The organism is Sphingomonas daechungensis, from assembly GCF_039543105.1.
In the GTDB taxonomy this organism is placed as follows: domain Bacteria; phylum Pseudomonadota; class Alphaproteobacteria; order Sphingomonadales; family Sphingomonadaceae; genus Sphingomicrobium; species Sphingomicrobium daechungense.
In genome coordinates this window covers 104,119-129,756 of sequence record NZ_BAABJC010000001.1, presented here as the reverse complement: position 1 = coordinate 129,756, position 25,638 = coordinate 104,119, and the positions used below count along the sequence as shown (strand labels likewise).

The 25,638-nt window shown below is 62.3% G+C and carries 22 protein-coding genes, 1 tRNA gene and 1 riboswitch; of the genes, 11 read left to right on the top strand and 12 right to left on the bottom strand.

Annotated elements, in window-relative coordinates:
• Positions 1–20 precede the first annotated feature (20 nt).
• From dusB to hflX, 5 genes are all read left to right on the top strand, one after another.
• A complete protein-coding gene (gene dusB / locus ABD928_RS00640; protein ID WP_187714045.1) occupies positions 21–1,019 on the top strand; it encodes a tRNA dihydrouridine synthase DusB in 999 nt (332 codons plus the stop codon).
• A gap of 144 nt (positions 1,020–1,163) precedes the next feature.
• Positions 1,164–3,374 carry a sensor histidine kinase gene (locus tag ABD928_RS00635; RefSeq protein ID WP_345165105.1) on the top strand — a complete coding sequence of 737 codons (2,211 nt, stop codon included), beginning with the start codon at positions 1,164–1,166 and terminating at the stop codon, positions 3,372–3,374.
• A complete protein-coding gene (gene ntrX, locus ABD928_RS00630; protein ID WP_187714042.1) occupies positions 3,364–4,743 on the top strand; it encodes a nitrogen assimilation response regulator NtrX in 1,380 nt (459 codons plus the stop codon). The genes ABD928_RS00635 and ntrX overlap by 11 nt, the downstream gene beginning before the upstream one ends.
• An 18-nt stretch (positions 4,744–4,761) precedes the next feature.
• On the top strand, positions 4,762–5,238 hold the full coding sequence (gene hfq / locus ABD928_RS00625; RefSeq protein ID WP_345165102.1) for an RNA chaperone Hfq: 477 nt from the start codon (positions 4,762–4,764) through the stop codon (positions 5,236–5,238).
• A complete protein-coding gene (gene hflX, locus ABD928_RS00620; RefSeq protein ID WP_345165099.1) occupies positions 5,235–6,536 on the top strand; it encodes a GTPase HflX in 1,302 nt (433 codons plus the stop codon). Before hfq ends, hflX begins: the two co-directional genes overlap by 4 nt.
• On the opposite strand, the gene mazG is transcribed toward hflX, so the two are convergent.
• From mazG to ABD928_RS00570, 10 genes are all read right to left on the bottom strand, one after another.
• A complete protein-coding gene (gene mazG / locus ABD928_RS00615) occupies positions 6,515–7,297 on the bottom strand; it encodes a nucleoside triphosphate pyrophosphohydrolase (protein ID WP_187714041.1) in 783 nt (260 codons plus the stop codon). The genes hflX and mazG overlap by 22 nt on opposite strands.
• Before the next feature lie 45 nt (positions 7,298–7,342).
• Entirely contained in the window at positions 7,343–7,933 is a 591-nt protein-coding gene (locus ABD928_RS00610; protein ID WP_345165095.1) for a retropepsin-like aspartic protease family protein, read from the bottom strand.
• The gene (locus ABD928_RS00605) at positions 7,930–8,511 is read right to left on the bottom strand and encodes a retropepsin-like aspartic protease family protein (RefSeq protein WP_187714039.1); all 582 of its coding nucleotides are present in this window, start codon (positions 8,509–8,511) and stop codon (positions 7,930–7,932) included. Before ABD928_RS00605 ends, ABD928_RS00610 begins: the two co-directional genes overlap by 4 nt.
• Positions 8,511–9,275 carry an MBL fold metallo-hydrolase gene (locus tag ABD928_RS00600; RefSeq protein ID WP_187714038.1) on the bottom strand — a complete coding sequence of 255 codons (765 nt, stop codon included), beginning with the start codon at positions 9,273–9,275 and terminating at the stop codon, positions 8,511–8,513. The genes ABD928_RS00605 and ABD928_RS00600 overlap by 1 nt, the downstream gene beginning before the upstream one ends.
• Positions 9,272–10,051: a TatD family hydrolase gene (locus ABD928_RS00595; protein WP_345165090.1), complete on the bottom strand. Its 780-nt coding sequence runs from the start codon at positions 10,049–10,051 to the stop codon at positions 9,272–9,274. Before ABD928_RS00595 ends, ABD928_RS00600 begins: the two co-directional genes overlap by 4 nt.
• Positions 10,048–11,544 carry a methionine--tRNA ligase gene (gene metG, locus ABD928_RS00590; RefSeq protein WP_345165087.1) on the bottom strand — a complete coding sequence of 499 codons (1,497 nt, stop codon included), beginning with the start codon at positions 11,542–11,544 and terminating at the stop codon, positions 10,048–10,050. Before metG ends, ABD928_RS00595 begins: the two co-directional genes overlap by 4 nt.
• 33 nt (positions 11,545–11,577) lie before the next feature.
• Complete coding sequence (locus ABD928_RS00585; protein WP_345165084.1) at positions 11,578–12,549, bottom strand: DNA polymerase III subunit delta'; 972 nt, start codon at positions 12,547–12,549, stop codon at positions 11,578–11,580.
• Positions 12,546–13,172 carry a dTMP kinase gene (tmk, locus tag ABD928_RS00580; RefSeq protein ID WP_187714037.1) on the bottom strand — a complete coding sequence of 209 codons (627 nt, stop codon included), beginning with the start codon at positions 13,170–13,172 and terminating at the stop codon, positions 12,546–12,548. Before tmk ends, ABD928_RS00585 begins: the two co-directional genes overlap by 4 nt.
• Positions 13,169–14,344, bottom strand: coding sequence for a D-alanyl-D-alanine carboxypeptidase family protein (locus tag ABD928_RS00575; RefSeq protein ID WP_345165080.1), 1,176 nt, complete (start codon positions 14,342–14,344; stop codon positions 13,169–13,171). Before ABD928_RS00575 ends, tmk begins: the two co-directional genes overlap by 4 nt.
• A 72-nt stretch (positions 14,345–14,416) precedes the next feature.
• Positions 14,417–15,493, bottom strand: coding sequence for a lytic murein transglycosylase (locus ABD928_RS00570; RefSeq protein ID WP_425569647.1), 1,077 nt, complete (start codon positions 15,491–15,493; stop codon positions 14,417–14,419).
• Positions 15,494–15,643: 150 nt separating this feature from the next.
• On the opposite strand from ABD928_RS00570, the gene ABD928_RS00565 reads away from it, so the two are divergent.
• From ABD928_RS00565 to ABD928_RS00540, 6 genes are all read left to right on the top strand, one after another.
• A tRNA-Ser gene (locus ABD928_RS00565) sits at positions 15,644–15,733 on the top strand.
• A 46-nt stretch (positions 15,734–15,779) separates the two neighbouring features.
• A complete protein-coding gene (locus ABD928_RS00560) occupies positions 15,780–18,419 on the top strand; it encodes a BTAD domain-containing putative transcriptional regulator (protein ID WP_345165078.1) in 2,640 nt (879 codons plus the stop codon).
• Positions 18,420–18,663: 244 nt separating this feature from the next.
• Positions 18,664–20,790 (top strand): TonB-dependent receptor plug domain-containing protein, encoded by a 2,127-nt coding sequence (locus ABD928_RS00555; RefSeq protein ID WP_345165075.1) that lies wholly within the window; start codon positions 18,664–18,666, stop codon positions 20,788–20,790.
• Between the two features lie 89 nt (positions 20,791–20,879).
• A complete protein-coding gene (locus ABD928_RS00550; RefSeq protein ID WP_187715875.1) occupies positions 20,880–22,055 on the top strand; it encodes an acyl-CoA dehydrogenase in 1,176 nt (391 codons plus the stop codon).
• Between the two features lie 61 nt (positions 22,056–22,116).
• Positions 22,117–22,683 carry a LemA family protein gene (locus ABD928_RS00545; RefSeq protein WP_345165070.1) on the top strand — a complete coding sequence of 189 codons (567 nt, stop codon included), beginning with the start codon at positions 22,117–22,119 and terminating at the stop codon, positions 22,681–22,683.
• Positions 22,684–22,685: 2 nt separating this feature from the next.
• Entirely contained in the window at positions 22,686–24,587 is a 1,902-nt protein-coding gene (locus tag ABD928_RS00540) for a DUF2207 domain-containing protein (protein WP_345165067.1), read from the top strand.
• Here the strand turns inward: ABD928_RS00540 and ABD928_RS00535 are convergent, their stop codons facing one another.
• Together ABD928_RS00535 and rpmE are read right to left on the bottom strand one after the other, a co-directional pair.
• The gene (locus ABD928_RS00535) at positions 24,588–25,115 is read right to left on the bottom strand and encodes a GNAT family N-acetyltransferase (protein WP_345165064.1); all 528 of its coding nucleotides are present in this window, start codon (positions 25,113–25,115) and stop codon (positions 24,588–24,590) included.
• A 3-nt stretch (positions 25,116–25,118) separates the two neighbouring features.
• Positions 25,119–25,349 carry a 50S ribosomal protein L31 gene (gene rpmE / locus ABD928_RS00530; RefSeq protein ID WP_187714029.1) on the bottom strand — a complete coding sequence of 77 codons (231 nt, stop codon included), beginning with the start codon at positions 25,347–25,349 and terminating at the stop codon, positions 25,119–25,121.
• 104 nt (positions 25,350–25,453) lie between these two features.
• A riboswitch (cobalamin riboswitch) is annotated at positions 25,454–25,589 on the top strand.
• Positions 25,590–25,638: the final 49 nt, after the last annotated feature.

Below are 25,638 nucleotides of genomic sequence, written 5' to 3'. Positions count from 1 at the left end.
CCCTTACATGCGCCCAACCCATGACCGCGCTGAAGCCTATCTCGATCGGCCCCGTCCAGATCGCGTCGCCAGTGATTCTGGCTCCGATGACCGGCGTCACCGACCTGCCGTTCCGCAAGGTCGTGAAGCGCTTCGGCGCCGGCCTCACGGTCAGCGAGATGATCGCCAGCCAGGCGATGATCCGGGAGACGCGCCAGTCGCTGCAGAAGGCGCTGTGGGATCCGAGTGAGGAGCCGGTTTCGCTCCAGCTGGCCGGTTGCGAGCCGGACGTTATGGCCGAAGCCGCCAAGCTCAACGAACAGCGCGGCGCGGCGATCATCGACATCAACATGGGCTGCCCGGTCCGAAAGGTCGTCAACGGCGATGCGGGTTCGGCGCTGATGCGCGATCTTCCGCTGGCGGCGGCACTGATCGACGCCACAGTGAAGGCGGTGAAGGTGCCGGTCACGCTGAAGATGCGCATGGGCTGGGATCACTCCAGCCTCAACGCGCCGGAGCTGGCCCGCATCGCCGAGGATCTCGGGATCAAGATGATCACCGTTCACGGTCGCACGCGATGCCAGATGTACAAGGGTAGCGCGGATTGGGGGTTCATCCGCAGCGTGAAGGACGCGGTGTCCGTCCCGGTGATCGCGAATGGCGACATCTGCTCGATCGAAGACGCGCGGGAGGCTTTGCGGCAGTCGGGTGCTGACGGAGTGATGATCGGCCGTGGTGCTTATGGCCGACCGTGGTTGCTTGGTCAGACGATGGCAGACCTCGGCGAGAGTGGACAAAAGGTCGATCCGACGCTCGATGAGCAGCTGACGACGATGCTCGAGCAATATGAGGATATGCTAGAGCTGTACGGAACGCACACCGGCGTGAATCTCGCTCGGAAGCACATCGGCTGGTACACAAAGGGGCTTCCTGGTTCGGCCGAGCTTCGCAACACGGTGAACCAGCAGGACGATCCCAAGACCGTCGTTTCGATGCTTCGCGAGTTCTATTCGCCTTGGCTCTCGCGCGCGGCGGCCTGAAAAAGCGGCAATTCGGCTTCAGTAAGTGTGTTTTTCATGCAACTGCTGTGCTAGGCGGCGCGCGTGGATGCGCCTGCCGTCGAATCGCAGTTGAATAAGAACGATTTTTCGAGCTGGCTTGCCCGGAATCGGGCGACTGGCCGCGTGTCGCGCTTCGCCACGTTGGGCGTGGCGGCCGTCCTCATCACCACAGTCGCCTTCAGCACTTGGGTCCTGACGCGAAGCGCCCAACCTGGGTCCTTGCTGTCTCCTCCACTGATTGCGTTGCTGCTGGTCGCAAATCTCATTCCGGCCATTGCTCTGATGGTGCTCTATTCGCGCCGCGTGGCCCGTCAGCGCGCAAAGCGGGAAGGGCTGGGCAGCGGCAAGCTTCACGCCAGGCTTGTGACGCTGTTTTCAGTGTTGGCGGCGGTCCCGACCGTGCTCGTGGCGATCTTCGCGTCACTGCTGTTCCAGAGCGGAATGGAGTTCTGGTTCTCAGACCGTGCGCGCAACATGCTCGAGAACACGGTTGCGATCCCTCAGGCCGCGTACAGTGCGGAAGAGGAGCGTGTCGCGAACGAAACGACAGTGATGAGCAGTGACGTCGCAGAATATCTGCGGCTGGTTACGATCGAAGATCCGCGCTTTCAGGAAGGTTTTGCTCGACAGGTCCTCAATCGTTACCTCTCCGAGGCGGTCATCCTGAACGTCTCCGACAAGGGCCTCGTCCAATCGATCGCGCTCGTCGACCCATATGCGCGAAATCTCGAGTCCGTAGTCACCGCGGACCAGATTCGGAAGCTGCAGAACCAACGGGTTATCAATCTCAATTCTTCGGATCGGATCGGAGCGCTCACCCGTCTCGATTACGGCCCGAACACGTACCTTTATGCAGCAAGGGTGTTCGATCCGGAGTTCCAGAAGCAGATCGACCGGGGAACGCAGGTCCTGAAGGACTATCAGTCCCTGCTTTCGCGATCCCGGAACAACCAGCTTAGGTTCAACGGCGCGCTCCTGGTGGTGGCGTTGGTCATCGTCGGCTTCGCGATCGCAGCTGCTCTCAAGCTTGCGGATCGCCTCGTTCGGCCGATGGGCCAACTGGTGGCGGCCGCTGGACGCATCGAGGAGGGTGATTTCTCCGCCCGCGTGCCGGTTACGAAAACCGAAGACGAGATTCAGACGCTCGCCAGTGCCTTCAATCGCATGACCGGACGTCTTGACGAGCAGACTAGCGCTTTGATGTCGGCGAACGCTCAACTCGAGACGCGTCGCGCTTTCACCGAGGCTGTTCTCTCCAGTGTGACCTCGGGCGTTGTTGCCCTAGACGCCAGGAATCGTATCCTCCTGATCAATCGCTCGGCCGAAAGCCTGCTTCAGCATGAGGATGAGGCCTTGGAGGGAGTTTCCCTGCAAGACGTTTCGCCGGAACTCGACGAATTCATGGGCGGGGAGCAAAGGGAAGCCGACGTTCTCATCGTCTCTAAGTCAGGGCAGCGCACTTTGGCGGTAAAACGTGTTCGTTATCAGCAAGGTGCGGTCATTACCTTTGACGATATCACAGATCAGCTCAGTGACCAGCGCCGTGCGGCCTGGTCGGATATCGCCCGGCGGATTGCGCACGAGATCAAGAACCCGCTGACCCCGATCCAGCTTGCGGCCGAGCGGCTTCAGCGGCGTTTCGGCAAGGAAGTCCAGTCGGAGCCGGAGACGTTCGAGCGACTGACTGGAACGATTGTCCGCCAAGTTGGCGACCTTCGCCGGATGGTGGACGAATTCTCGAACTTCGCGCGCATGCCGAAGCCGGTCTTTCGGAAAGAAAACATCCACGAAATCGCGCGGCAGTCGCTATTCCTCCACGAGGTTGCGCATCCCGGCGTCAACTTCTCGCTGTCACCGGCCGAAGGGCCGATCGAGATGGTTTGCGATCGGCGGCAGCTCGGCCAGGCTCTCAGCAACGTGGTGAAAAATGCCGTCGAGGCGATCGAAGCGCGGCGGAGCAGGGGAGAGCATAATTTCGCCGGCGACCGCGTGGACCTCAAAATCCACGAGGCACAGGGCCAGCTGATCATCGACGTCATCGATACGGGCGTGGGCCTGCCGGAAGAACGGGAGCGGCTGACTGAGCCGTATATGACGACACGGGTGCGGGGGACGGGGCTCGGGCTCGCCATCGTCAAAAAGATCGTCGAGGAGCATCTTGGCGAGATCGCATTTCTCGATCGTCCCGGCGGCGGCACGCATGTGCGGATCGCCTTCGATGCCCAGCACCTCGCGACGCTCGAATCGGAGGCTCACGAAGAGCCAAATGAAAGTTCCGAAATGGGGGAACTGAAAACTGAAGAAGAAGACGGTGGAGTAACTGATGGCGCTTGAGGTTCTCGTAGTCGACGACGAAGCCGACATCCGCGAGCTGGTCAGCGGAGTGCTGGAGGATGAGGGCTATAGCGTCCGGTCTGCGGCCGACAGCACGGCCGCGCTCGATGCGATCGAGGAGCGACGCCCGTCGCTGGTTCTGCTCGACGTCTGGCTGCAGGGCTCGCGCCTCGACGGCTTGCAGATCCTGCAGGAGGTGAAGCGACGCGATCCGAACCTCCCTGTGCTGATGATTTCTGGACACGGCAATCTCGACACTGCCGTTGCGGCCATCCGCGAAGGCGCAATCGACTTTATCGAGAAGCCGTTCGAGGCCGAGCGCCTCGTCCACCTCGTCGCTCGAGCGACGGAGACGGACAGGCTTCGCCGCGAGAACGAAAATCTCAGGCAGCAGGTCGGCCAGGACGACGAGCTCAACGGCACGTCCATTGCCATCAACAACGTGCGTGCGACCTTGAAGCGCGTCGCTCCGACCGGCAGCCGGGTGCTGATTACGGGGCCTGCCGGTGTCGGCAAGGAAATCGCCGCGCGGATGATCCACAACTGGAGCCCGCGCGCGAAAGCGCCCTTCATCGTGGTCTCGTCAGCGACAATGAGCCCTGACCGAGTGGAAGAAGAACTCTTCGGAAGCGAGTCCGACGGCGTCGCTCGGCCTGGTCTCCTCGAACAGGCTCACGGCGGCACCTTGTTCCTCGATGAAATCGCGGACATGCCGCTGACTACGCAGGGCAAGATCCTCCGCGTCCTCACCGACCAGAGCTACCACCGCATTGGCGGGCAGCGTCCGATCAAGGTCGACGTCCGCGTGCTTTCGGCGACGTCCCGGAACCTGGCCGACGAGATCGAGAACGGGCGCTTCCGGGAAGATCTCTACTATCGGCTCAATGTCGTGCCGGTGCGGATTCCGCCTCTGCGCGAGCGCCGGGAGGATATTCCCGAACTGGCGAATCATTTCCTCACGCGTTTCGCCTCGGACCGCCGAATCACGCCGCCGAACTTGTCGGAGGAAGCCGTTGCGGCGTTGCAGGCGCATGAGTGGCCGGGGAACGTCCGCCAGCTGCGGAACATCATCGAGCGGACCGTGATCCTCGCGCCGGGCGACGTCACCAGCATCGATGTTGAGCAACTGCCCTCCGAAATTCTCGACAACCAAGGCTCGACCGGCATTTCCAGCGCGACGCTGACGATCATGGGCAGTCCACTTCGCGAAGCTCGTGAGTCCTTCGAGCGCGAGTATCTGAAAATCCAGATCCGCCGCTTCTCGGGCAACATCTCGCGCACAGCGTCGTTCATCGGAATGGAGCGGTCGGCGCTGCATCGGAAGCTCAAGGCATTGGGCATCGCCGATAAGCGCGACGGAGATGAGTGAGCCTGAGCGGAAGTTTGAATGGTCGATAAGCCGCAAAGCCTGCAGGACCATTTCCTGAACACCGTTCGACGCTCGAAATCGCCCGCCGTGATCTTCCTTGTAAAAGGCGTGAAGCTTCAGGGGGTCATCACTTGGTTCGACGCTTTTTCCCTGCTGTTACGGCGCGATTCCACCTCACAGCTCGTGTACAAGCACGCCATCTCGACCATCATGCCGCAGAGATCGCCGACTGATCTGCCAGAGATCTCACCCGATCCCAATGGCCGCCCATCTTTGCAGGATACGTTCCTCGCCGCGGCTGCTCGCGAGAAGCAGCCGATGACGCTCTTTCTCGTAAACGGGGTGATGCTTCAGGGTCAGGTCTCGGGATATGACCAGTTTTCGGTGCTGCTGGAGCGGGACGGGCAACTGCAGCTCGTTTATAAACACGCAATCTCCACGTTGCAGCCTCCGCACGCGCTTGATCTGGGCGAACATGAAACGCCAGCGGCATGACGACTTACGATAGCGAAAATGACGTCACGCGCGGCGAGCGTGCCGTGGTGGTCGTACCTGAGCGGGTAGGGGAAGGGTCCCGCCGCTCGACTGAGGCGCGACTGGAGGAGGCAGAAGGCCTCGCCGGGGCGATTGGCGTTGATGTTGTTGCCAGCAAGGCCTTCAGATTGCGGCAAATCCGGCCTGCAACGCTGCTGGGGAAGGGGCAGGTCGAGGAAATCGCCGACATCGCCAAGGAGAATGACGCGCGACTGCTGATCGTTGATGCTCCGCTGAGCCCGGTCCAGCAGAAGTCGCTGGAGGAGGAAGTTGGCGCCAAGGTCGTCGACCGGACCAGCCTCATCCTGGAGATCTTCGGCGAGCGGGCGGCGACCGCGGAAGGCCGACTGCAGGTCGAGTTGGCGCATCTCGATTATCAGGCCGGACGCCTTGTGCGGACTTGGACCCACCTGGAGCGCCAGCGCGGCGGCTTTGGCTTCTTGGGCGGTCCCGGCGAGACGCAGATCGAAGCGGACCGGCGCCTGATCCGCGATCGCATGGCGCGCATTCGGCGAGAGTTGGAGCAGGTCAAGCGGACCCGTGCTCTTCATCGCGGCCGGCGGCAGCGCGCACCCTGGCCAGTCATTGCCTTGGTTGGCTACACGAACGCCGGAAAGTCGACGTTATTCAACACGTTGACGGGTGACGGCGTGCTGGCTGAAGACATGTTGTTCGCGACTCTCGATCCGACGATGCGCAACATCCGGATACCGGGCTTTGACAAGGCGATCCTGTCCGACACCGTGGGTTTCGTTTCCGACCTCCCGACCGAATTGATCGCCGCTTTTCGGGCCACATTGGAAGAGGTGGCTTCGGCGGACCTCTTGGTTCACGTCCGCGACATGGCGCACCCGGATCGTGATGCGCAGGCCGCGGATGTCGAAGACGTGCTCGCGTCGTTGGGGCTGGAAGAGGGCGCGGGGCCGCCACGGTTCGAGGCCTGGAACAAAGTCGATTTGCTCGACGAGGAAGAGCGCCAAGCCCTTTTAGCAGAGGCAGAACGGCGGGAAGACGTGGTGCCAATCTCTGCCCTGAGCGGTTGGGGCGTGGATCATCTTCGAGAGCGCATCGCCCAAACGCTTCAGCAAGGGACCGAGATTCATCAGGTTCGCCTCGACGCGGCAGATGGAAGCCGGCTGGCATGGCTGCACTCGCGAGGTGAAGTGCTTGAGCAACGTGTTGCCGGAGATGCGCTCGAAGTGTCCGTGCGGCTCTCGGCGGACAATTGGGCCCGGTTTCAGGCGATGGAAGCGGCCTGAGACTTCTTCGCGCTGGTCCAGAGATCTTCCATCTCGTCGAGCGACATGTCTGAAAATCCTGGGGCCCTTTCGATTTCGCGAAAGCGTCGTTCGAACTTGTAGTTGGCTGCGCGAAGAGCAGCTTCAGGTTCGATATCAAGTTTCCGTGCTAAGTTGACGACAGCGAAGAGGAGGTCGCCCATTTCCTCGAACATGGGCTGGTGTTCGGTTTCGCGTTCCAGCTCGTCGAGTTCTTCATAGACTTTGGCGCGGGCTCCGGATGCGTCAGGCCAGTCGAATCCCGTTCTTGCGGCCCGCCTTTGGAGCTTCGCGGCGCGCTCCAATGCCGGTAGCGCCAGCGCGACTCCCGCAAGCGCGCTCTTGTCCGGGTTTGCGGCGCGCTCTTCGGCCTTGATGATTTCCCACAGGTGATGGCCGCCATCCTTGGCGTTCCCGAAAATGTGCGGATGTCGGCGTTCCATCTTGTCGCAGATGCGGTTCAGGACGTCGTCGAGCGTGAACTTGCCGGCTTCCTCGGCCATTCGGGAGTGGAATACGACCTGAAGCTGCAGATCGCCAAGCTCGTCGGCCAGTGCGTCCATGTCTTCGCGCGCGATCGCGTCTGCGACTTCGTACGCTTCCTCGATCGTGTAGGGCGCAATCGTCGCAAATGTCTGCACGCTGTCCCATTCGCAACCACTGACCGGGTCGCGCAGGCGCTTCATGATCGAAACTAGGCGTTCGAGGCTCAAGAGGGCTCCTTCGTCATGCTGAGACCGCATATTTTAAAAGTATGATAATATGTATTATGTAAAACTACACTAGATTCAGGGCTCAAGGATCAGCCAACGCCCTTCCACGCCCCAACGCCGTAGCGAGGACAAGAAATTCATCCCCAGCACATTCAAATCATCGTCATCGGCAATGTGCAGCGGCAGGTTCTGTCTTTCGATGTCGCCGACCTGCAGATCCTTCGCTGTGCCGGTTGCGACGCGAATGAAGCCGTTACCGGTCCGCACGATCTGGTTCCGGTTCGGACTTACGGGCACGCCTACGTCCGCAGCCGTCTGGCGTCCAATCGTGGTCATGGTCGCGCCGCTGTCGATCAGGAATTTGATTGGCTTTCCGTTGACGCGTGCATCGACCCAGAAATGGCCGTCGATGGCCATCGGAATGCGGATTTCGCGGCCATGCCTAACCGGCTCGCCAGTCGCCTCCGACCGCAACCGCTGGGCTACGTATCCTAGGTCGTCCCGAAACGTGAAGAGAACGAACCCTCCGGAGAATATCGCAATCCAGGCAAGGATAATCGTGATCGTCCTGGCAAACGGCTCACGTCGGGCCATTAGGCTGCCGAGAACGAGCATTAGTGCCATCAGCAGGTAGACGCCCCCCAGCATCAGGCTGTTGGTCATCATGGCTGCAGCACCAGGTAATTGCCTTCCACTCGCCAGCTGGACAACGACGAGAGGAAGTTCATTCCAAGCAGATTGACGTCATCGTTCTCATTGATGTCGACGGGGAAGTCGGTCCGTGCAATCGATCCGACCTCCAGCCGGCTCGCCCAGCCCTTGGTCGCGCGCGCCATGCCGTTCGCCGTGCTGACAAGGACGTGTTCGTTGCCAATTTCCATGCCGGCGGCCTCGGCCACGTTCCTCGAAACGGTGGTGATAGATGCGCCGCTGTCGACCATGAGCCGCACATCGCGGCCGTTGATCTTTGCGTTGACCCAGAAATGCCCGTCGTCCGCCATCGGGATCCGCAAAGCTTTGCCGTCTTCGATTGGAGTTCCGAGCGCTTCCGCCTTCAGTCGCTGCCCGAAGCTGCTGAATTCACCTCGGAATGAGAAGAGAATGAACGCCACCCCAAAAATCGCGACCCAGGCCAACACCATTTTGAGTGTCTTCCCGATCGGCTGGCGCATTCCGAACAAAGCGCTCGCGACGAAGGTTGCCGCGATCACATAATAGACGATGTAAGGCCCCTTCTCAGCCATCAGAACGCGATCTCCAGTCCGTCATGCGCCGGCGCCGCCCAATCAGGCAGCTCCCTTACGAGCGTTTGATAGTCCATGCTGTTGTTGAGGTGTGAGAGGTACAGTTTCCCGACCTTCATCTCTTCGCCCCAGCGCAACACGGCTTCGAGATGGGCGTGCGTCGGATGCGGCTTGCGGCCCAGGCAGTCGCTGATCCAGACGTCAACGCCCTGATACAACGCACGCATTTCCTCGGTTAGCGCATTGAAATCGATCGAATAGGCGATCGATTTATCTGCGTGATCGACCCGCATTCCGAGCGATGTGATCCCGCCGTGTGGCTGATCGACAAAGCGTATCCGTGCGCCTCCGAACAATAGTTCAGAGCCGACCGGATCGGGCTCGGCAACAGCTTCGTAAAGGCCCCGGTTCTTGAAGATGTATCCGAAGCGGCGTTCGAGCCCTATCAGGACGCCGGCGCGCGCAAGCAGGCGGATCGGGCCGCCGTTAGCCTGGGAAACGGCGCGAAGTTCGTCGATCCCGTGGCAATGATCGGCATGATCATGCGTAACGATTACAGCGTCGAGGGATCTGACTTCGGCCTCGAGAAGCTGCTGTCTGACGTCTGGCCCGCAATCCACGAGCAGGCGCTGCCCGTCGACCTGGAGCAGGATCGACGAGCGGAGACGGCGGTTCCTGGGCTCATGAGGGTCGCAAAGGCCCCAGTCATTCCCGATCCGCGGAACTCCGAAGGATGTTCCGCAGCCGAGAACGCGAACCTTCACGCAGCGGCCCGGGAGAATAGCCGAAAGAAGTTGGCGGTCGTGGTTTCCGCGAGCTTGTCGACGCCCTCACCTCGCAGATCGGCAACAAACGCGGCCGTGTCCGCGACAAATGCCGGTTCGCAAGTCTGCCCGCGATGGGGAACGGGTGCGAGGAATGGCGAATCCGTCTCGATCAGGACGCGGTCCGACGGAAGCCATTTCGCGGTGTCCTGCAGATCCTTCGCATTCTTGAAGGTCACGATGCCGGACAGCGAGATAAAGAAGCCGAAATCCAATGCCTTGCGGGCGAGGTCTGCCGTCCCTGTGAAGCAGTGGAGCACGCCAGAAATGCCCCCTTCTCGCACGGCGCGGCCCAGGATCTCGGCCGTGTCGTCTTCGGCGTCGCGGGTATGGACGACCAGCGGAAGGCCCGTTTCGCGCGCCGCGTCGATATGGGCTTGGAAGCGGTCCCTCTGCGCGGCACGATCGCTTTTGTCGTAATGATAATCGAGCCCGCACTCCCCGATGGCGATGATCCGGCTGTTGTTGGCCCCCTCGATCAAGGCCGCGGCGCCGAGGTCGGGATGGGCGTCCGCCTCGTGCGGGTGGACACCGACGGTGGCCCAGACATCGGGATTGCGCTCGGCGGCGCCAAGGACGTCTCCCCATTCGCTTTGACGGGTCGAAATGTTGAGGAACCCGGCTACCCCTCTGTCTCGGGCACTATTGAGCACCTCGTCCTGGCGCTCGGCGAGGCCCGCGTAGTTCAGGTGGCAATGGCTATCGATCAGCTTCACGCCTCGTCTTCCAGTTCCAGCCGCGGGAACAGAGGTTGGGGCTGCGCAATCGGGTTGCCGTCGTCCCCCTCCGCGATCTGGCTCAGTAACGCAGCCGACGCGGACGGTATCACTGGTGCAACAGCTTCAGCGAGTTGCCGCACGGCGCTCACCAGCGTGCCGAGCACGGCTGCCATGCGGTTCGCGTCGGTCTTGCGAAGCGCCCACGGCGCCTGTGCGTCCACATAGGCATTGCAGGCGAAGACCGCGCCCATCCAGGCCTCTAACCCCGCCGAGAAAGCATACTCGTCAAATCGCGCATTGAGATCCGCACAGGCCTGATCAACCTTACGAAGTAGATCGATATCTTCTGCGAGTTCCCCTGCAGCAGGAAGTACTCCATTCAAGTTCTTGAAGACCATCGATAAAGTGCGCTGCGCCAGATTGCCGAAACTGTTCGCGAGCTCGGCGTTCACGCGGTTGACGATTGCTTCGGCGCTGTAGCTCCCGTCCTGACCGAAGGTGACTTCGCGCATGAGGAAGTAGCGCAACTGGTCGACGCCAAAGCCCCGCGCGAGCGCAAGGGGGTCGACGACATTGCCGACGCTCTTCGACATCTTCTCGCCGCGGATCAGCAGAAAGCCGTGACCGTAGACCATCTTCGGCAACGCAATCCCCGCCGACATCAGGAACGCCGGCCAATAGACGGCGTGGAAGCGGACCACGTCCTTCCCGATCAGGTGGACGTTCGCGGGCCAGTAGCGCTCCCACAGTTCAGTCTCGTCGGGATAGCCAAGCCCGGTGATGTAGTTCGTCAGCGCGTCCAGCCAGACGTACATCACATGGTTGTCGCTGCCCGGCACCGGGACACCCCAGTCGAAGCTGGTGCGCGAGATGCTGAGATCCTTCAGGCCGCCTTCGACGAAGCGGACGATCTCGTTGCGCCGGGTGTCCGGCTGGATGAACTCGGGGTTTGACGCGTAGAGGTCGAGCAACGGCTGCTGATATTTCGACAGCCGAAAGAACCAACTCTCTTCGACAGTCCATTCGACCGGAGTTCCCTGCGGTGACAGCTTCTCGCCGCCTTCGCCGATGATGAGCTCGTCTTCCTCGTAGTAGGCCTCGTCGCGGACCGAGTACCAACCTTCGTAGCGATCGAGATAGAGGTCCCCCCTCTCCTCCATTGCTTTCCAGATCGCCTGGCTTGCGCGGTAATGGTCGGGCTGGGAGGTGCGAATGAAACGATCGTACGAGACATTAAGCGTGTCGCACATCTCCTGGAAAAGACGCGACATTCTGTCCGCAAGGCCACGAGGCTCGATATTCTCCGCACGGGCCGCCTGGGCCATCTTGAGCCCATGCTCGTCCGTTCCTGTCTGGAACCGGACGTCGCATCCCTGAGATCGCCGGAAGCGTGCGATCACGTCAGCCGCGATGGCCTCATAGGCATGGCCGATGTGCGGCGGCCCGTTCGGGTAGCTGATCGCGGTGGTGATGTAGAAAGGTTCGGACATTCGTCACCGCCCTAGCGGGGGCGGTTTGGGGCTTCAAGGAAGCGGGTCGGCAACCGAAGCGAGAATTCCCCCTAGCTGGAACACCGTTGCCGCGGGATCGAGCGATAGGCGGGGAGCGATCGCCACCAGCTCGCGGGTGCGAGAATAGGCATCCACTGCCCTTTGCCTGGGGGCGCCGCTCAGCGAACGGGCTTCGCGGGCGATGACGGACGGCAGGATCTCAAGGAAGGCTGCGTAGCGGTCGCCTGCGCCGCGTTTGCCGAGTTCCGTCGCCAGGTCGGATCGTCGGCCGTTGGTCGGATCGCCCTGGCGGAGAATGCGAAGCGCCTTGTCCTCCAGGGAAATGAGGTCGAGCTCAGCCAGTGCCAAAGCCCTTCCAGCGGAGCCTGCGGCCGCCGAGATGACGCGCGTCCTCTCGAAATCCTTTTGCATCGGCAGGGCCTTCGCCAGGATCGACGTCATGGCGTCATCGTCCAGCGGCTGGAAGTCGAGCCGCCGGCAACGAGACCGGATCGTCGGTAGCAATCTCCCCGGTGCATGCGTGACCAGGAAGAAAATGGTATTCGCCGGCGGCTCCTCCAGCATCTTGAGAAGAGCGTTGGCGGCGGATTTTTCGAGGTCGTCGATCGAATCGATGACCACTGCGCGCCAAGGCGACAGCGCGGGCGTCAGGTCGAACAGTTCGCCGAGCGCGCGAACCTGGTCGACGCTGATATTCCGAGCGAGATTACCGGTCTTTTCGTTGGTAAGCCGCTCCAGCCAGCGCAGGTCGGGATGGCTTCCGGCTTCGACCAGCTTGGCGATCCGATGATCTTCCGGAGTCTCGAGGCCAGCGGCAGAGAAGGCAGGGCCTGCGGCCTCTGAGAGCAAGCGGGTTGCCGCCAGCCTCGCAAAGCTTGCCTTTCCAACGCCCTTTGGACCCGAAAGAAGCCATGCATGGTGAAGAGCACCACTCTGCCGCGCTGCGGTGAATTGCTCAACGGCTCGGTCCTGTCCGAAGATCATGGCAGCAGGTCCGCGAGATTGTCGAGAAGACGCGCCGTAACGTCCTGTGGCGTTCCTGAAGCGTCGATTAGTCGCACGCGATCGGGTTCTTGAGCGGCGATCTGACGGAATGCGACGTCCACCGCCCTATGGAAGGCGTCGGAGCGTCCACCGATCCGATCAGAACCTTCAGTGTCGCGGGCTCTGGCTCGCTCCGCACCCTCATCGAGGACCAGAACGAGCGTCCTGTCCGGCAGGAAGTCGCCACACGCGAAGCGGTAAAGTTCACGAACGCGCTCTACTCCGAGACCGAGCGCACCGCCTTGATATGCAAGCGACGAGTCCAGAAAGCGATCGCTGAGCACCCAGTGGCCCTGCTCCAGCGCCGGTCGGATCGTTTTTTCGACATGATCCGCACGCGCAGCGGCGAACAGCAGGGCTTCGGCCTCTGAGGACCAACGGGAGTCGTCGCCGCTGAGTACGAGAGCGCGGATCGCTTCGGCGCCCTCGCTGCCTCCCGGCTCGCGCGTAATAGCGCAGTGCAGGCCCCTTTCCGCCAGCGCGGCATGAAGGGCCTTCAGCTGGGTCGACTTGCCGACGCCCTCTCCGCCTTCGAGCGTGATGAAGCGCGGTCCGTCGCTCACGCCATGCCGAACAGCTGCTTGAGGCCGATCCACGCGCGACCGAAAAAGCCCGCTTCGCCAACGGCTTCTCCGGCGACGAGCGGCATCACCTGCTCTCCATCTGGCATGGCCACGACCAGATCGGCAATGTGCTGCCCCTTGGCAATCGGAGCCTTGACCGGTCCCTGGTAGCGGATCTTCATCGCTCCGGTCTTGGAGAGCACTCCCGCCGGGATCGTCACGGCCAGGTCACGCGGCGCCACCAGCGGGACTTCGCTACTGCTGCCCAGTTGGACCTTCGCGGATCCGATGCTTGCGCCGGCTTTGAACAAGGGCTTCGACTGCCAGGCGTTGAAGCCCCACTGCATCAGCCGAACCGACTCCGTGATCCGCTGATTGAAGCTGTCGAGACCCGCCACGACCATGATCAGGCGGCGTCCGTTCTGCTCCGCAGAACCGGTGAAGCCATAGCCTGCCTCCTCGGTATGGCCGGTCTTCAGTCCATCAGCGCCCGGGACACGGCCGAGCAAAGGGTTGCGGTTGGCCTGAGTGATCGCGGCGCCCGACCCCAGCGTCTGCCCGTGCGTGTACTCGGTAAGGCTGTAATATTTCTTATAGAGATCGGGGTAGTTCTCGATCTCCGCTCGGGCCAGAGTAGCCAGGTCTCGAGCGGTGACGTAGGTCCGGCCCTCGTCCGGCCAGCCGTTCGAATTGCCAAAATGGCTATTCGTCAGCCCCAGCCGCTTTGCATTCTCGTTCATGACGTTGGCGAAGGCTTCCTCCGTCCCCGCGATGCACTCTGCGAGCACGACCGAAGCGTCGTTGCCCGACAAGGTGATGATCCCTTTCAGCAACTCGTCGACCGACACCTGCTCGTTCGGACTGAGGAACATGGTCGAGCCGGCTTGCGGGCCATGCCATTTCTGCCACGTCTCCGGGCGGACCGTGCACTTCTTGTCAGTCTTGAGGTCGCCCTTCTTGATCAGCTCGAAGGCGACGTTGGTGGTCATCATCTTGGCCATCGACGCGGGCGGCATCCGGACGTCAGCATTCTTCGAAAGCAAGACCGCCCCCGAAGTCAGGTCGATCAGATAGGCAACCCTGGCGGGCGTATCGAATGGGGGAGCCTTGGCAGGCGCTCCGGAGGCTAGAGTCAGGGCGGTGACGGAAGCAATCAGTACTGCGCGTTTCATCGACTCGGAAATGTCCTGCTTGGCTAGGTGAGTGACCTTCCTATCGCCGCGATTCGGCTGGCGCGAGGGGGTTCAGCGCCCGGTGATCGCGTTTGCGAGAAGGCCGACCGACAACGCGTAGAAATTCGAGCAATTGTAATCGAGGATCGCCCGATAATTGCCGGTAAGCAGGTACGCCGTCCCGTTGGGCCCGTCGGGCTCGAGGAGGGTTGCGACCTCGGTGTTGGCGAGAGCCGAGCTGTACGGGACAACGCCGATCGCCCGCCATTGGCCGACCGTCAGCCAGCGGCTGTGCCTCGCATAGACACGCTCGCATCTCGGAGCCCGAAGGGTCGAACGAATCGCTGCGCGATTGAGCGTCGGCGACACGCGCGCGGCTACGCCCCAGGGAACGCCGGCCTTCCAGCCGGCATTGCGGAGATAATTGGCGATCGACGCGAGACCGTCCGCCTCGCTTCCCCAGATGTCGGCATAGCCGTCGCCGTCGCCGTCGGCGCGCAGCTTGACCACGACCGAGGGCATGAACTGCGGATAGCCGGTCGCGCCTGCGTAGCTGCCCTTCAGCCGCCATCGGGGCACGCCCATGTCGATCAGGCGGAGCGCCGAGACGAATTCGCTCTCGAACATCGGTCGGCGGCGGCCTTCGTAAGCGAGGCTGGCAAGGGCCTGCAGGAGGTCGAATCCGCCGGTTACGGCGCCGTAGCTCGTCTCATGACCGTAGATGGCCATCAGGATGCCCGGATCGACGCCGTAGCGCGCCTGGATGCGGGCGAGACTGCTGTAATTCGAGGAGTACCGGTCTTGCCCGCGGCGGATCAGGCTGGGGGTAACGTGGTCCCGCTGATAGGGTGCGAAGGGCGGGATGTAGCTGCTGTTCGGCGGGCCACCGGGCTGGGCCTGGTCAAGCTCCATCACGCGGCGATTCAGCGTGAGGTCCATGACGTTGGCCTGGATCGTGGCCTCGCGGATCCCCTGGCTGCGGGCGAGACCGGCGAGGTACAGCTTATAGGCATCGAACGCCGACGGCATGGCAAAGGCTGGGCGCATGTTGATGGTCTGTACGGGCTGCAGCGCCGGCCGAGGCGATTGAGCCAGCGGCGCGAGCGGGTCCGTCTGTGCGTTCGCCGGTCCGCATGCCAGCGAAGCCACCGCGGCTAGAATCCAGGCGCTGCTCAACCGCAATTCGTCACTCCCTCCACGTGCAAGGCTAAGGGGTAAACGCCGATAAACGCCAGCCGTGTTCGCCGCGCGCCTTGCACGTCCCATCCCGACACGCGATAGCGGCAAGAGCTGAACGAAGGATGGGTGGCCGAGTGGTTTAAGGCACTGGTCTTGAAAACCAGCGACGGTGCAAGCCGTCCGTGGGTTCGAATCCCACCCCATCCGCCACGTTCAACTCGCCAAGGCGCACTGTAATAGTTATGCACTACACCTGATGGCGGACCAGGGCAGCAGCCGGCAGGACATCTGGACCAGCGAAGCGGCAATGACGCTGCTCGGGCCGCTGCGCCTCATGGATCAGGCGGGCAACGACCTCACGCCCAAGGCCAGGAAGACGCGGGCGGTCCTGGCGATTGTGGCACTGTCACGCGGACCGGTTCCCCGGTTTCGACTGGCCGAGCTCTTGTGGGGCGATCGCGGAGAAGAACAGGCCAAAGCGAGCCTTCGTCAAAGCCTCTACGAGCTGCGTGAACTGGCGACCGCCGGGATCCTCACCGTGAGTCGCGAATCGGTCGCGCTCGGACCGAAGCGGCTTTCGAATGACGTCAGCAGTTTTGAAGAAGACCTGGATGCAGTCGAGATGGCTGACCGGCTGCAGGAAGTTCAGTGGCCTCCCCTTACCGACCTCGATGACCTGACGCCGGAGTTCGACGAGTGGCTCCGGACCGAACGAACCCGGCTGTCCGCATTGATCCAGCGCAAGGGGACCGATGCAGCGGACGCTGCCCTCTCCAGCGAGGACGCAGCGTCCGCGCGAAGGATAGCGGATGCCCTTGAGGCGATCGATCCTCTCGATGAACGAGCTGCCCACGCCGGCGTCAGAGCCGACATCGCCCTGGGCGATCGAGCGGGTGCACACCGGCGGACCGAACGACTGGAGAAGCGGCTCGGCGACGAGCTCGGACTAAAGCCATCTCAGGAGACTCGAACACTTCTGGAGAGCAGGGCAGCACGCTTTCCAAGGTCGAAGGCCGACGAGATTTACTCCCTTCCTCCTCAACGGGCGGTCAGGTGGAAATGGTTCTTCCCGCTCCTTCTGATCGGCGCGTTGATCCTTGCTGCGGGGGTATATCTCCTCCGCCCGGGCACGGCCGCAGCCCAGCCGAACATTGCCGTCCTGCCCTTCGAGGAAGTCGGGCAGAAGACGCAGGACTATTTCGCGACGGGAGTTTCCGACGAGATCCTGAATCTTCTCTCGCATGAGCAACGCCTCCGGGTGCTGGGGCGGGTCTCCGCGGAGGAAATTGCACAACGGCAAAATGCATTGGAGACGGCGCGCCAGCTGGGCATCACGCACCTGCTCGACGGAAGCGTCAGGACCGCCGGCAATCGAGTACTCGTGATCGTCACTCTCACTCGCGTGTCCGATGGTGCCCAGATGTGGTCCGAGAAATACGAACGGCAACTCGGCGACATCTTTGCTGTCCAGGGCGACATTGCGAAGACCGTTGCGTCGCGGCTTTCACAATCCTTTGGAGTCTCCTCGACCCGAACGACTACTCCCGATGTCTATGATCGGTACCTCGCAGCTCGGCAGCTGATTCGCGAACGTCGCGAAAACCCGCTCAATGAGGCGAGCGACCTGTTGAAGCAGGCGATCGCCCTCGATCCCGATTATGCTCCTGCCTATGCTGAATTGGCGCAGGCGCAGATGCTGCTGTCGGACCATCCGACCAATTATGGATCGCGCCCGCTCAACGAAGCGCGCGCCGAGGCCACGCGGCTGGCTCGCAAGGCCATTCAGTTGGATCCAAACCTGGGTGACGCCTACGCGGCGATGGGATTGCTCAACATCTACGACAAGAGCTCCCTTCCCTACTATCGGAAGGCGGTCGAGCTCAGCCCGCAGCGCTCGGATTATCATCGCTGGCTCGGTCAGGTGCTGTGGATCTCGAACCGTTTCGACGAGGGCATCGCCGAGTATCGCCGCGCTGTTGAACTAGATCCCCTTTGGGGCCTCAACTACGACCATTTGACGGGCGCCCTGCTGTTCCTTGGCCGCGATCAGGAGGCTCACGCTTTGTTGCGTCGCTTCCTGTCGTTAAGCCGCGACGATCGCGCCAAACTCCAGCTGCTCCGAAGCTTTGCCAACGCCGAGAACCGCCTGGCCGACAACCTTCGCTATTCGCGGACGTTGGAGGCGCGCTTCGGCGACGAGCGCCTGATGCAATTCTATCTGGCCAATGCCCTGGGTTGGCTGGGGGAAACTCGCGCGGCTTCGCGGCATGCCGCATTCGATCCGATGACCATCGCAATCCTCAACGGTAACCTTGAGAAAGTGGTCGCCGAAGCGAAGGCCCTCGGCCCCGACTTCTGGGACCGTGCAAACTTCTGGGGCTCGGCGAGGCTCCTCCTGTTGATGGGTCGCGGGTCCGACCTGGTTGAAATCTATGATCGCACCAGACCAGCGATTCAGGCTGGCCAAGTGGACATTACGTCCGTTGCCGTCCCGGAATTGGTGCTTGCACTTCAGCGTGCAGGCAGAACAGCAGACGCCAACCGCTTGCTGGCAACCTATGCGCAGAACACTTCGCAATTGCCTCAGGCGGGGCTCGGGGGAGCCATCCGAACGGTCAACGAGGCAAATATCGCTGCGTTGTCGGGCCGTCGCGATGAAGCACTTGCCAAACTCGACGAGCTATCGCGGAAGTCACCTCTCAGCCTCAACCAGGTTCCCCCAATCTCATTGCTCAAGAACCCTCTTTTCGCATCTCTGAATGGTGACCAGAGATTGGCGGCGGCGGACGAGCGGCTGCGAGCTGCGTTGAACGCTGAGCGGGTTAAAGCTGGCTTGTCGCCAATTGCGCGCGATACTTGGATTCGCGGTAACGGTGCACTTTTGACGAAGAATTGACGGTCGAGCCGCGTCGCCTTTGACGGGCGCGCCTCAGTTCGCCGGCATGAAGAGCGCTCGTATCCCGCTTCGCCGCCCAGCCACCCGTGCGTGCACCAACGGCTCTGGTCGAACCGTTCGTCGATTGATCGAACCCGCGTCGTTCGTTCGAAGTCCCTGCCTTAGCGGCCCCCGAGACATCACTTGGGGGATCCGGATGGCGCGAGCCTTATTGCTTGGAACGATTGCAGCGAGTTCGTTGGTGATGCCCGACATCGCCGCGGCGCAGACTCCGAGCCCGAGCGACCCCCAATCCACAGCGGCTACGCCGCAAGCCGGAACGTCACGAACGACGACATATGGGGCTGCCTATTTTGCGCAGTTTGCTCCGCGATCGGCGCTGGACATTGTGCGGCGGGTTCCGGGCTTCACCCTCGACCTTGGAAGCACGCAGACCAATCTTGGCCAGGTCGACGTGCGCGGTTTTGCAGGTACCGCGGGTAACGTCGTCTTCAACGGGGCGCGCCCGACATCGAAAGCCGAATCGCTGGAGGTCACTCTTTCCCGCATCCCGGCGCAGCGCGTCGTTCGCGTCGAGGTCGGCCCAGGCGACCTTTTCGGTTCCGACTATGCCGGCAAGAGCCAGGTGCTGAACGTCATCCTGTCGGAACAGTCGGGCATCGACGCCAACATCACCGCTGCGACGATGCGGCGGTACGATGGCTATATCAACACCGACATCCAGGGCTCGGCGCTTATCCGTACCGGCCAGTCCAGCTTCAATCTGTCGGCGGGCACCGGCCGCAACCGGCAGCTGGAGGAAGGCACTGACACGCTCACCGACGAGCTCACCGGTTTGCCCGTCGAATTCCGCCGCAAGCACAACAGTTACTTCAACCGCGATCCGTTCCTGGCGGGAAGCTGGGCGCTCGAGAAGAGTGCATCGGAAGCGTACCGCATCAACCTGCGCTGGCAGCCGAGCCGGTTCGACCTGACGCAGGATAATCGCGTCTCGCCCGTTGGCGGTCCCCAGCACGACGACAATCTTTTCCAGAAGTATCGCGACCCCGTGATCGAGGTCGGCGGCGACATTACGCAGCCCCTGCTTGGCGGCGCGATCAAGCTCGTCGGCTTGGCCACTCGCCGCCAGCGCGACGACAAGGATACGTACCTCGAACGCGACGGCCTGATCTCCAATGGCGGATCGGTTGTGGGCGGCTTCGACCAGCGCGTTCAGGCGCAACGCAATGAGACGATCGGACGGCTGAGCTGGACCCGAGCGGATCTTGCCGGCTTCAGCTTCGAAGCGGGCGCCGAAGCGGCGCTGAACACGCTCGACAGCACGGTCGATCTGTTCGCCTTCGACCAGAGCGGCAATCGCGTGCGCATCGACCTTCCGCTCGACGACGCACGGGTCAAGGAGAAGCGCGGCGAGGTCTACTTTAGCCTCGGCCGGAACCTGTCACCGGTGCTCCGGATCGACGGCGGATTGAACTATGAGTTCTCCCACCTGACCGTGACCGGCGATACCTCGGCAGACAGGACGCTGAAATTCCTCAAGCCAAACATCGCTCTGGACTGGAAGCCGGGCGGCGGATGGCATTCGCGCTTCTCGATCCGCCGGGTCGTCGCCCAGCTGGACTTCTACGACTTCATCAGCGTGGCCGAGCTTTCGACCGACCGCGTCAATGCGGGCAACGAGAACCTCCAACCGCAGCGGACCTGGGAATTCCGGGCGATGGCCGAGCATCCGTTCCTTGGCCAGGGCCTGATCAAGCTGGACCTCGGCTACGACCTGATCAGCATGCTCCAGGATCGAATTCTCATCACGGATGACCAGGGCAATACGTTCGACGCACCGGGGAACATCGGCACTGGCAAGCGCACGTTCGCGACCCTCACGCTGGATGCACCGCTTTCACGCGTGTGGAATGGCCTTCGCGTCAAGTTTGACGGGACCATTCAGCGAACCCGCGTCGACGACCCCATCACGGGCGATCCACGCAAGTTCAGCGGGTTCTTCCCGGCTTGGCAGTGGAGCGTCGACGTTCGCCGGGACATCGGGAAATGGTCCTACGGCGTCGCGGTCAACGACAATGCCCGCTTCACCTTCTACCGCACCGACGAGTTCGATTCGAACTTCAATGGCGGCCCATATGGAACGGCCTTCGTCGAGTACCGCCCGACCGCGCGAACGGCGATCAGCTTCAACGTCGACAACGCCTTCGACACCAGCGGCAACCGCGAGAGGCTGCTGTTCTTCCCGAATCGCGCTACGCCCATCGACGTCATTCGCGAGGTTCGCGAGCGCAACCGGCACATCAGCTTCGGCTTCACCATGAAGCAGAGCTTCGGCGGCGGTGGCGGCACTGGGGTGGCGAAGGACGACTGACAATTGTAAGGAGCCCGCGACTTTCTCAATCGCAGGGTATTCACGTGGCCACTTCTCTCAAGGCGGACGCTCACCATCCCGAGCCCGCCATTTTGCCGTTCGACTGGGCGGATCCGTACGACCTCGAGCATCAGCTGACCGAGGAGGAGCGCCTCGTTCGCGACACGGCCGAGAATTACGCGCAGGAGAACCTGCAGCCACGGGTCACCAGCGCTTACATGGAAGAGCGCTTCGACCGCGAGATCATGAGCGAAATGGGCGAGCTTGGCCTGCTCGGTGCCACGGTTCCCGAACAATATGGCGGAGCGGGCCTCGGCTACGTCAGCTACGGTCTGATCGCGCGTGCCGTCGAGCGTGTGGATAGCGGCTACCGTTCGGCCTGTTCGGTCCAGTCGAGCCTCGTGATGTATCCGATCTTTGCTTACGGTTCCGAAGAGCAGAGGATGAAGTACCTGCCGAAACTCGCCCGCGGAGAATTTGTTGGCTGCTTCGGGCTGACAGAGCCGGACTCGGGCTCCGACCCGAGCAGCATGCGCACTCGCGCCGAGAAGACGGCCAACGGCTATCGCATCACCGGCACCAAGATGTGGATTACCAACTCGCCGATCGCCGACGTTTTCGTCGTCTGGGCGAAGTCCGATGCGCATGGCGGCAAGATCCGGGGCTTCGTGCTCGAAAAGGGGATGCCCGGGCTCAGCGCTCCCAAGATCAAGGAGAAGCTGTCGCTTCGCGCCTCGATCACCGGCGAGATCGTCATGGACAATGTCGAGGTCGGCGAAGACGCCCTCCTTCCCAATGTCGAAGGCCTGAAGGGGCCGTTCGGCTGCCTCAACCGCGCCCGCTACGGCATCGGCTGGGGCTCGATGGGTGCTGCGGAAGCCTGCTACGCCGCTGCGCGCCAGTACACGCTCGATCGGAAGCAGTTCGGAAGGCCCCTCGCCTCCAACCAGATCGTACAGCTGAAGCTAGCTAACATGGTCACCGAGATTACGCTCGGCCTTCAAGCGGCACTCCGCGTTGGCCGCAGGCTCGAAGAGGGCACGCTGATTCCGGAGACGATCAGCCTCCTGAAGCGCAACAATTGCGGCAAGGCGCTCGATATCGCCCGTGTCGCCCGCGACATGCATGGCGGCAACGGTATCAGCGCCGAATTCCAGGTCATGCGCCATGCGGCAAACCTCGAGACGGTCAACACCTACGAGGGTACGCACGATGTCCACGCGCTGATCCTCGGACGCGCGATCACGGGTCTGAGCGCCTTCTAGCGGGAACAGCCGTAAGCCCCTATGTTCGCGCGCGTCGAACCTGGGGGAATATCACATGGGAATGTTGGGCTGGATTGTCCTTGCGGTCGTCGTCCTCGTGCTGGTGCTCGTCATCGGCATCTACAACCGGCTGGTGCGTCTCCGCGCCCTCGTGAAAGAGGGCTTTAGCGGAATTACAGTACAGCTTCGGCGCCGTGCCGACTTGATCCCGAATCTCGTCGAGACGGTTCAGGGCTACGCGACCCACGAGCGTGAGGTGTTCGAGGAGGTCTCGAAGGCCCGCGCAGCCTCTGTGAATGCTGGCGGAGTCGAAGCGACCGCCCAGGCCGACGCGCAGATGACCGGAATTCTCGGCCGCCTGTTCGCGGTTGCTGAGGCCTATCCGGAACTCAAGGCCAACACGAATTTCCTGCAACTCCAGGATCAGCTCGCCAACATCGAAGGCGAGCTTCAGGGCGCCCGGCGGTATTACAACGCCACGGTTCGCGACCTGAACACGTCGATCCAGAGTTTCCCCGCGGTCATGATCGCGAGGCCGATGGGCTTCAATGAGGAGCCCTTCTATCAGGACGACGATCCGGCGATCCAGTCCGCCCCCAAGGTGTCCTTCCCGCGCCAAGGCGCCTGACAGTGCGTGGTCCGTTGCGGGTTATCACCGCCATTGCGTTGCTGGTGGCAGCCGCGCCGGCCAGCGCCGACGAACGAATTCAGCGCTTCATCAGCGACGTCCAGATCCAGAAGGATTCTTCCCTCCAGGTCACTGAAACCATTGACGTTCATGCCGAGCGCAATGCCATCAATCACGGAATCTTCCGGGATTTCCCGACCCGCTATGGAGGGAGAAACGGCTCCCAGGTCCACGTCGGATTCACCTTCAAGGGTGCCACGCTCGACGGGCAGCCGGTCCCTGCGTCTACGGAGACGGTTTCAAACGGCGTCAGGATAAAGATCGGCGACCCCGACACGTTCGTCGACATCGGCGATCATCGCTATGTCATCCGCTACGAGACGACGCGCCAGGTCGGCCGCTTCAAGGATTATGACGAGCTCTATTGGAACGTGACCGGCAACGGCTGGCAGTTTCCCATCGATTTCGCCGAAGCGAGGATCCGTTTGCCCTCTGCCGTCGCGTTCGGTCAGCGCGCCGCCTATACCGGCGTCCAAGGCTCGACGCAGTCTCAGGCGAGAGTGACTGAGGAGAAGCCCGGCGAGATCGTCTTCCAGACGACGGGGCCGCTTGGGCCGTACGAGGGCCTGACTGTTGCGGTCGCCTTTCCGAAGGGAGTGGTGGACGAGCCGAGCGAGTCCGATCGCACAAAATGGCTCATCGCCGACTACGGCCCGCCCGTCGTCGGCGTCATGGCACTCATCGGCCTGGGCATTTACTACTTCTTCGCGTGGGCTCGAGCAGGCCGGAACCCGCGAGCGGGAACCGTCGTCCCCCTCTTCTCTCCACCCGACGACCTGACGCCTGCCGGCATGCGCTATATCGTGAAGATGGGCGCCGACGACCGCGCCTTTGCGGCCGCCTTGGTCGATATGGGCGTAAGAGGGCATATTCGACTGTCGGAAGAGAAAGGCGGGTTCTTCTCCAGCGACAAGACGATGCTCGAACGCCTGGCCGGCCCCACCCCGCTCCCAGCCGAAGAAGAAGCGGCCCTCAGAGAGATCGCAATGACCGGAGAGCAGGTCATGATGGTTCAGAAGAATCATGAAAAATTCTCGTCCGCCAAGAAGGGTTTGGATGGTGTTTTGAAGAATTCTTACGAAGGCGTGATGTTCAATCGCAATTGGGGTTGGGCCGGGGCGGGCTTGATCCTTTTTGCTGCAGCCTTCTGGGTCGTCGCGGCTGCCGTCGTTGCGGCGACCGATGGCGCGGCGATCTGGCGGATCCTGGTGACTTTGGGCGCAATTGCGGTCGCGGCCCTGCTGGCAATGGTCATCCACGGCTCGTCGAAGACCGGAAAGTGCCTTCTCTCGCTCGGCATGGCGGCCGCCTCGGTGGCAGCCTTGTTCGTCGGCGGTCCGTTGGTGATCGAGGCGCTCAACACGGGATGGTGGCTGCCACTCCTGCTGCCGCTATTGGCACTGCCTCTCGTTATCTCGTCCTTCTGGTGGATTGCAGCGCCGACCAGGGAGGGCCGCAGGGTTCTCGACCAGATCGCAGGGTTCAAACACTATCTGTCGATCACGGAGCGCGAGCGGCTGGACCGGATGAACCCGCCGCAGGACACGCCCGAGCTCTTCGAGCGCTACCTCCCCTACGCAATCGCTCTTGGCGTAGAAAATCGCTGGGCAGACCGGTTCGCGGGCGTCCTCGCGGCGGCTGCAGCGCAGGGGCAACAAGGCTTCGCTTGGTATTCCGGCTCGAATAGCCCGTGGGACAACCCCGGCCGCTTCGCGGACTCGGTCGGCTCCTCGCTTGCAAGTACAGTCACCTCGGCATCGACGGCACCGGGATCGAGCAGCGGCTCGGGCGGGGGCGGATCGTCCGGCGGAGGTGGCGGCGGCGGCGGTGGTGGCGGCTGGTAACTACCAGGCCGGGCGCTTGAGGACGACGGTCGGATCGTCGTGGTATGCCGTTTCTTGAACACGCTCGAAGCCGAGCTTGGCGGCAAGCTTCAATGACGGCTCGTTCGCGGGGGCGATAATTGCCCAGATCGGCGTTGGTGCCAGGTTAGCCTCTGTCCAGCCGAGCACCGCCCTGCACGCTTCAGAGGCCATGCCCTGCCCGTGGGTCTCGGCCGCGAAAATCCAGCCCATCTCCGGCTCCTCGCCGAACTCAGGCTCAAGGTCGCGCCATGCGGTGAAGATGCCGGCGTTGCCAACCAGCCTGCCGTCGCCCTTCCGTTCGACAGCCCAGGTCCCGAAGCCGTTGAGATCCCAGCCGCCGACAGCCGAGGTCAGGCGGCGCCAGCACTCCTCCGCGCCCATGGGCTGCGGACCGAAGTGCCGATGCACCTCGGGATGCTGCAGGAGCGCATGATACGGGTGGAAGTCTTCCTTCCGCCACGGCCGCAAGCGCAGGCGCTCGGTTTCGAGGACCGGCGCCTGAGACATGGCTTACTTCTTGCCGAGCGAGAGGCCGCCGAAACGCTTGTTGAAGCGAGCTACCTGGCCGCCAGCGTCAAGCATGCGCTGCGAACCGCCAGTCCACGCCGGGTGCGACGTCGGATCGATCTCGAGGTGCAGCGTGTCGCCTTCCTTGCCCCACGTGGAGCGCGTCTGGAAGGTCGTGCCGTCCGTCATCTGGACGGTAATGGTGTGGTAGTCGGGATGGGTACCGGATTTCATGCGGATGTTCCTTGAATTGGCGCTGGTTTCCGACCAGCAGCCGGGAATGTCGGGCGCACCTAGGGGAAAGAGCGCGAATTGACAAGGCTCGGCTCCCCCTCGTAGTCCCACCTGCGGATCGAGGTCCGGCGGCTACGGCCGCTGGCCAAGAAGGAAGCCGGTACGAAGCCGGCGCTGTGCCCGCAACTGTGTCCGTCCAATGGACGGGAGTCAGACACTTGCCTTGGTCCGTCGTCCGTTTCTCCGGCCGGGACCAGCCGTAGGGCGTGGGTGCTTCGCATCCTCTGCG

Excerpts from the sequence above, each read along its gene's own strand:
- ABD928_RS00560 (WP_345165078.1), top strand. The coding sequence starts at position 15,780 with ATGGCGGACCAGGGCAGCAGCCGGCAGGACATCTGGACCAGCGAAGCG.
- rpmE (WP_187714029.1), bottom strand. The coding sequence starts at position 25,349 with ATGAAATCCGGTACCCATCCCGACTACCACACCATTACCGTCCAGATG.
- ABD928_RS00605 (WP_187714039.1), bottom strand. The coding sequence starts at position 8,511 with ATGGCTGAGAAGGGGCCTTACATCGTCTATTATGTGATCGCGGCAACC.
- ntrX (WP_187714042.1), top strand. The coding sequence starts at position 3,364 with ATGGCGCTTGAGGTTCTCGTAGTCGACGACGAAGCCGACATCCGCGAG.
- ABD928_RS00545 (WP_345165070.1), top strand. The coding sequence starts at position 22,117 with ATGTTGGGCTGGATTGTCCTTGCGGTCGTCGTCCTCGTGCTGGTGCTC.
- mazG (WP_187714041.1), bottom strand. The coding sequence starts at position 7,297 with ATGCGGTCTCAGCATGACGAAGGAGCCCTCTTGAGCCTCGAACGCCTA.
- hflX (WP_345165099.1), top strand. The coding sequence starts at position 5,235 with ATGACGACTTACGATAGCGAAAATGACGTCACGCGCGGCGAGCGTGCC.
- ABD928_RS00555 (WP_345165075.1), top strand. The coding sequence starts at position 18,664 with ATGCCCGACATCGCCGCGGCGCAGACTCCGAGCCCGAGCGACCCCCAA.
- ABD928_RS00575 (WP_345165080.1), bottom strand. The coding sequence starts at position 14,344 with ATGAAACGCGCAGTACTGATTGCTTCCGTCACCGCCCTGACTCTAGCC.
- hfq (WP_345165102.1), top strand. The coding sequence starts at position 4,762 with ATGGTCGATAAGCCGCAAAGCCTGCAGGACCATTTCCTGAACACCGTT.
- ABD928_RS00585 (WP_345165084.1), bottom strand. The coding sequence starts at position 12,549 with ATGATCTTCGGACAGGACCGAGCCGTTGAGCAATTCACCGCAGCGCGG.
- metG (WP_345165087.1), bottom strand. The coding sequence starts at position 11,544 with ATGTCCGAACCTTTCTACATCACCACCGCGATCAGCTACCCGAACGGG.
- ABD928_RS00610 (WP_345165095.1), bottom strand. The coding sequence starts at position 7,933 with ATGATGACCAACAGCCTGATGCTGGGGGGCGTCTACCTGCTGATGGCA.
- dusB (WP_187714045.1), top strand. The coding sequence starts at position 21 with ATGACCGCGCTGAAGCCTATCTCGATCGGCCCCGTCCAGATCGCGTCG.
- ABD928_RS00535 (WP_345165064.1), bottom strand. The coding sequence starts at position 25,115 with ATGTCTCAGGCGCCGGTCCTCGAAACCGAGCGCCTGCGCTTGCGGCCG.